This window comes from Methanomicrobium sp. (assembly GCF_055145805.1).
Genome location: NZ_JBSREC010000139.1, coordinates 1 through 5,565, shown reverse-complemented (window position 1 = coordinate 5,565; position 5,565 = coordinate 1). Strand labels below are relative to the sequence as shown.

6 protein-coding genes are annotated in these 5,565 nt (G+C 39.9%); 4 read left to right on the top strand and 2 right to left on the bottom strand.

The window, feature by feature from the left end; genetic code table 11:
- Positions 1-450 precede the first annotated feature (450 nt).
- Positions 451-1,050, top strand: a complete 600-nt coding sequence (locus ACTB1O_RS12530; RefSeq protein ID WP_462995483.1) for a GNAT family N-acetyltransferase — start codon at positions 451-453, stop codon at positions 1,048-1,050.
- 27 nt (positions 1,051-1,077) lie between these two features.
- Here the strand turns inward: ACTB1O_RS12530 and rnhC are convergent, their stop codons facing one another.
- Positions 1,078-2,109 (bottom strand): ribonuclease HIII, encoded by a 1,032-nt coding sequence (rnhC, locus tag ACTB1O_RS12525; protein ID WP_462995482.1) that lies wholly within the window; start codon positions 2,107-2,109, stop codon positions 1,078-1,080.
- 224 nt (positions 2,110-2,333) lie between these two features.
- Here rnhC and ACTB1O_RS12520 point away from each other — a divergent pair, with 224 nt between their 5' ends.
- The 3 genes from ACTB1O_RS12520 (at position 2,334) to ACTB1O_RS12510 (ending at position 4,868) form a co-directional block, all read left to right on the top strand.
- Positions 2,334-3,761, top strand: a complete 1,428-nt coding sequence (locus ACTB1O_RS12520; RefSeq protein WP_462995481.1) for an MATE family efflux transporter — start codon at positions 2,334-2,336, stop codon at positions 3,759-3,761.
- A gap of 56 nt (positions 3,762-3,817) precedes the next feature.
- Positions 3,818-4,366 carry an RdgB/HAM1 family non-canonical purine NTP pyrophosphatase gene (gene rdgB, locus ACTB1O_RS12515; RefSeq protein WP_462995480.1) on the top strand — a complete coding sequence of 183 codons (549 nt, stop codon included), beginning with the start codon at positions 3,818-3,820 and terminating at the stop codon, positions 4,364-4,366.
- A 355-nt stretch (positions 4,367-4,721) separates the two neighbouring features.
- Positions 4,722-4,868 carry a 50S ribosomal protein L40e gene (locus ACTB1O_RS12510; RefSeq protein ID WP_462995479.1) on the top strand — a complete coding sequence of 49 codons (147 nt, stop codon included), beginning with the start codon at positions 4,722-4,724 and terminating at the stop codon, positions 4,866-4,868.
- 195 nt (positions 4,869-5,063) lie between these two features.
- Here the strand turns inward: ACTB1O_RS12510 and ACTB1O_RS12505 are convergent.
- Positions 5,064-5,565 (bottom strand): putative phosphothreonine lyase domain-containing protein (locus ACTB1O_RS12505; RefSeq protein ID WP_462995478.1); only part of this gene is annotated, 502 nt, incomplete at its 5' end.

Genomic DNA, 5,565 nt, shown 5'->3' with positions numbered 1-5,565 from the left:
AGGATTCAATGACAGATTCTCCTTTATTCTTTGAATTAAACAATATATTATTGAATTTAATCAATAATGGATCTTGCGGTCAGAAATCCAACTGCGTAAGTCCTATAATAAAAAAAATTCACGTCTTTTCTTTGGGTCTGAATATATTCTAGAAAATCAGGATTATTTAAATTATAAGTTTTCTTCTGGGAAAAATTGCTTTAAATTGTGTTTATTGGGGGCTGAAGAATCCAAAGAAAATTTTGACTTTATTATGAAACTTCCATGTTTTTGGAATATATAGTTATTTTTGTGAACTATGTAAAAAAACGGCATAAAAAGGATAATTATAGTTTTTCTGGTTAAATCGGCTTTAATATCTCTATGCCTTGATTAGTGGTGAATTAATTTTCACAGGGCATATTAAAAAATATGAAACATATATATATTAGTTTCTGGGCTAATGATTTTATGAATACCAAATATTCCGGTTGCAATCTAATATTTGAATATATGACTGAGAAGGATCTTTTTCCGGTTTCAAGAATGCTTGAGAAGGATTCTGTCTGTAAATGGCTTTTTTTCGGCCCGAATTCCTACGATACGACAAAAAACTATTTTGAACCACTGATATCCGGCATTAAAAAGGATCTTTTAGAAAACAGGCTTCCGAAAACACCTGTATTTACGATAAAAGAGAAGAAATCAGACTGTTTCATTGGGCAATGCGCCTTACTTCCTGTCGATTTCAGCGATGGTGCATATCTTATGGGTTACCAGTTAGATGACATCTGCTGGGGGCGGGGATTCGGGACGGAAGCGTGCAGATTTCTCATATATTATGCGTTTAATGTGGCAGGGGCCTGCCGGATAAACGGGGACTGTGTCAGAGAGAATACCGCTTCATGGGAGATAATGGAGAGATGCGGTTTTAAAAAGGAAGGTTTACAGAGGGAATACTGGCATCATAATAACAATAGCTATGACCGTATCCTATATGGTTTACTTGCAGACGATCTGAGTGCGGATGCAAAAGTTGCATTAAATGAAGAATTCGGAAAAAAATTATAAATCCGGTAGTTGTCTGTAATTCTGCGGCTATTTAAAAATCTCTTCGGTTGTTTTAAAATGAATTTTTGCATACTTTAAGAGTGCATCTCTGCCAATTTTTCTAACAATCTCTTTTCCGGCGGCAACAACGGCTGGAGAAGCCCCCTTTGGAAGAGTTATTCCGGCATCTTTTGATAATGAGGCCATCTTTTCAAGGAATCTGTCCCTTGCAAGAATGGATGCCGCTGCAACAGCAATGTTCCTCTCAGCTCTGTGCATCTGTACGAGGCGTATTTTTCTTCCCCGGTTCTGGAGTTTTCCGAGTATGTATCTCTCGTCTGCAAACTGATCTGAAATGGCGGTATCACATTCTTTTTTGGAGAGAACATCCTCTATCGCCTTTGCATGTGCCCAGGCAAGAAGGGAGTTTAGGTTTTTGTTCTCCTGCCTGAACTGTTCATAAAGACGGTTGTACCTGTCAGGTGGGATCTCTATTATCGAATAACAATCAGGGCAGTTTTCCCTGATCTTTTCAGCAATATTTTTGATCTGATTGTCATCGAGAAGTTTGCTGTCAGTAACCCCATTATTTCTTAAAAAAACGGCTGAATCCTCATCGACGTAAATCCCGGCAGCAACAAGCGGCCCGAAATAGTCCCCTTTTCCTGATTCATCAGTTCCTATTACTGGAAATTTCAGATTATCCAGGATGGAATTTTCATGTGCGGTTTTGAGAAACTTTGGGCCGGGCGGTCTTTTATCACCCGCAGCCGGTTTTTTCTCCTCTGTTAAGGGTAAACCTGTAGCTTTGCTGATAATATCCTTTAGTGTTTTGAGATTTCCTGAGTCTTTCACCTGTGAAAAATCAAATTTGATATCGCCCTTTTTGTTTTGGTATATCCTGGAAAGTTCTGTTTTTTTGTTAATATTGATCCAAAACTGTATCCCATATGCAATCTCCTTTGGTTCGGATACTTTGCAGCCGCATTTCTCAAGTGCGGTTTTGATATCAGTATACAATTTTTGGAGGGAGGGACTTTCCTTCAGATTTACACATCCGTATCTGCATGGTTTATGCATGATATGATTTTTAATTAATGTTTTTTACGAAAAAAGATTTCATATCTGAAACAAAAAGTAAACCCTGCAGGTTTAAAGACTTATATTATCTCATGCGGCAAATTTTTAACTAGATATACGGACATTTTTAGATAAAATACAGATCTTTACACTGATGATGTTTCAATAAGAAATCAGTTCTGAAAAGCAGTTAAACTTTCAAAAAATTAAAAAAAAGGACTAAGATGGAAAAAGATAATTCAGCAGATATTTTTGATAGCAATGGAAATATCGGGGGGATTATGACCCACGGGGTATCTCTTTTAACAGGAGATCCAAAAAAAGCGATAATAAAACTTTCAGGGCCGATGATTGTTGCAATGCTTCTGTTCTCGATCTATAATCTTGTTGATGCCGTATGGGTTGCAGGACTTGGTTCCGGGGCGCTTGCAGCGGTCGGTTTTGTAATGCCTGTCTTTATGATCCTAATAGGTCTTGGAAACGGCCTGGGTGTCGGGGTTAACTCGGCGATCTCACGCATGATTGGGGCAAAAAACAGATCGGGGGCTGACAATGCCGCAGTTCACTCTTTTCTCTTTACAACCGCACTTTCTCTTGTAGTGACAGTCCCGCTGATCCTTCTTTTAGAGCCCATTATGATTGCGATGGGTGCGGATAGTGCAACTGATATGGCAGTTACTTACGGGCAGATAATATTTGCAGGTACTGCTCTGCTTATCTTCTCAAATATCGGGTACGCTGTATTGAGGGCAGAAGGGGATACGAAGAGGACGATGTACGCAATGGCCCTTTCTGCTCTTCTTAACATGGTTTTAGACCCGATTATGATATACTGGCTGAACTGGGGAATTGCAGGTGCCGCGTGGGCTACCCTGGCCTCGGTCTCGATTGTATCAGGTCTTATTTTATACTGGTTTTTAATCAAAAGGGACTCGTATATTTCTCTTCGGCTCAGTAATTTCTCATACAATAAAAAAATTATAAAGACCATCCTCTCTGTCGGCCTGCCTGCAAGTTTTGAGTTCTTTTTGATGTCGGTTGTTCTTGTAATAATCAATCTGATACTTGTCGATGTTTCAGGAACAGATGCCGTTGCGGTTTATACCGGCGGGTGGCGTATTGTAATGTTTGCAATAATTCCCCTGGCTGCTATTGCAACCTCTTCCGTATCCGTTGTTGGTGCGAATTTTGGCGCAAGAAAGTTTGAAAATCTAAAGGTTGTCCTGAATTATTCTGTAAAGATGGGGATTGCAATAAGCATCTTTATAGGCGTTGTAACATGGGTGTTTGCGCCGCAGATAACTTCTCTATTCACATACTCCCCTGAAAGTGCCTATCTGGCACCGTCATTTATAGGTTTTATCCAGACGATGTGCCTGTTCTATCCGTTTGCAGCTATTGGAATGATGTCTTCATCCGTTTTTCAGGGAACGGGCCGGGGTATGACTTCTTTTATCATAAATATCTTCAGGAACCTGGTATTCATTGCGGTATTTGCATATGTGATGGGGGTTTTGCTTGGTATGGGCGAGGTTGGTGTCTGGTACGGAGTTGTCCTGGGGAATGTGTTCGGAGGGATTATGGGATATGTCTGGGGATTTTTGTATGTGAGAGTTCTTCTTAAGCATGAGAGGGGAGATAACCCTGCTTAATCTTTATGGGAGATTTATCTGTGTTCCTGCCAGATTTATAGAAAGAGGTAATTTAGTTGGAAATTACGGTTGTCACCGGTAATGCCAATAAGGCAAAAGAGGTCGCCTCATTCTTTGAGGGTCTTGCAGATGTGGGCCACATAAAAATAGATCTTCCCGAGACAAAGAGCGATGATGTGGGGATTGTTGCAAAGGGAAAGGCAGAGGCAGCTTATGAAATTCTTAAAAAACCGCTGATTGTTGATGATACCGGGTTTTACATACACTCGCTTAATGGTTTTCCAGGGGCATATGCGGCTTATGCTCTTGATACAATCGGGATGGAAGGGATACTAAAGCTTATGGGGGATAAGACTGATCGGGATTCTTATTTTGAGACCGCGGTTGCGTATGCCGATGAAACGGGAGTCTTTGTTTTTAAGGGAAGAGTGCAGGGGACTGTTACATATGCACCGAGGGGTTCTGAAGGGTTTGGATATGACCCGATATTTGAAACCGGAGGCAAAACATTTGCAGAGATTGGGCTATCGGAAAAGTCGGAAGTATCCCACAGGGCGCGTGCACTTACTGTTTTTAAAGACTGGTTTTTAGCAAACAGAAAGTAAATGAGCGCGCCTGTTCTATTACAAAAAAAGACAAAAAATCTTCTTTTAAGCGTTTTTGATTAAAACTTTGCAGGAGAATTCCTGTTTTTGGTTTATAATAATTTTATATTGTCTTCTCCCGGTAATAACAGGATTATATACTGTCTTTTTCGGGACAGGGTAAAAAATGCTAAGGACTGGAGGATTTTATGATATTTCGTCAGCTTTTCCTGCTTTTTCCGTGACAGGCAGGTCTTTTGAATCCCGATGTAACCTGTGCCTGTTTTTTATGCAGTATCGGTTTTCCAAAAATGTTAATACCGCAGACATCGTTGTATATAGAACTGAAATTTAGATTTAACAGGGGTATACAAATATGGCAAGATTTCCAGAGGCAGAAGCAAGGCTCCTTGATGTAAAAATATGCATGAAATGCAATGCAAGAAACGCAAAACGCGCAACAACATGCCGCAAGTGTGGTTCAAACAATCTCAGACCAAAGAACAAGGAAAGAAAAGCATAATCTTTTTCTGCGCATTTTTTATATGCGCATTTATTCATAATTTTTTGCAAAATCGTGCATGGCGTTATACGTCATGAACAATTTTAGTTTTGATAAAAGCTCTAAACACCCGGCAATGTATATTTTGGGTATTTTGATGGTTAAAAAAATATTAATTTCATCTTTTTTGAATACTTTTGGGAGTATTCATTCTCTTCATATACTGTAGTACGTTACTTTCCTGCCGTGGTCTGAATATTCGCCATGGTATGTCTCGATATTTCTCTTGTATCCTATGCGCTGTAAAACACCGAGTTCTTTTAGAACTTCGCGGACTCTCATCACGTCATCTTCGTCTTCCCAGTCGCGTGTGTTGATGTATATCACAGTTCTTTCGTCCTTTGATTCGGGATTGTGTTTTGCTGTGGATACTTTTGCCGAGATGCCAAGTCTGTTTTCAACGGTTGCATCGCGTATCTTCTGCCATAGTTCATCGGCTTCTTCCCTTTCTACGAATACAAGCCATTTTCCTCCCTTTTCCTCTTCTTCAGTGCTTGCTGCAAAATCAGGTGCGTCCTGAACAATCCAGTACATCAGGGTTGTTTTTAATGGATATACACCCTCTCCTTCGCAGATTTTATTGTATATTTCCTCAGCTGTTTTGAAGTCTTCTATGAGTGCATCGGCAAGCATTTTGTATTCAACAGAAAAATCAAGG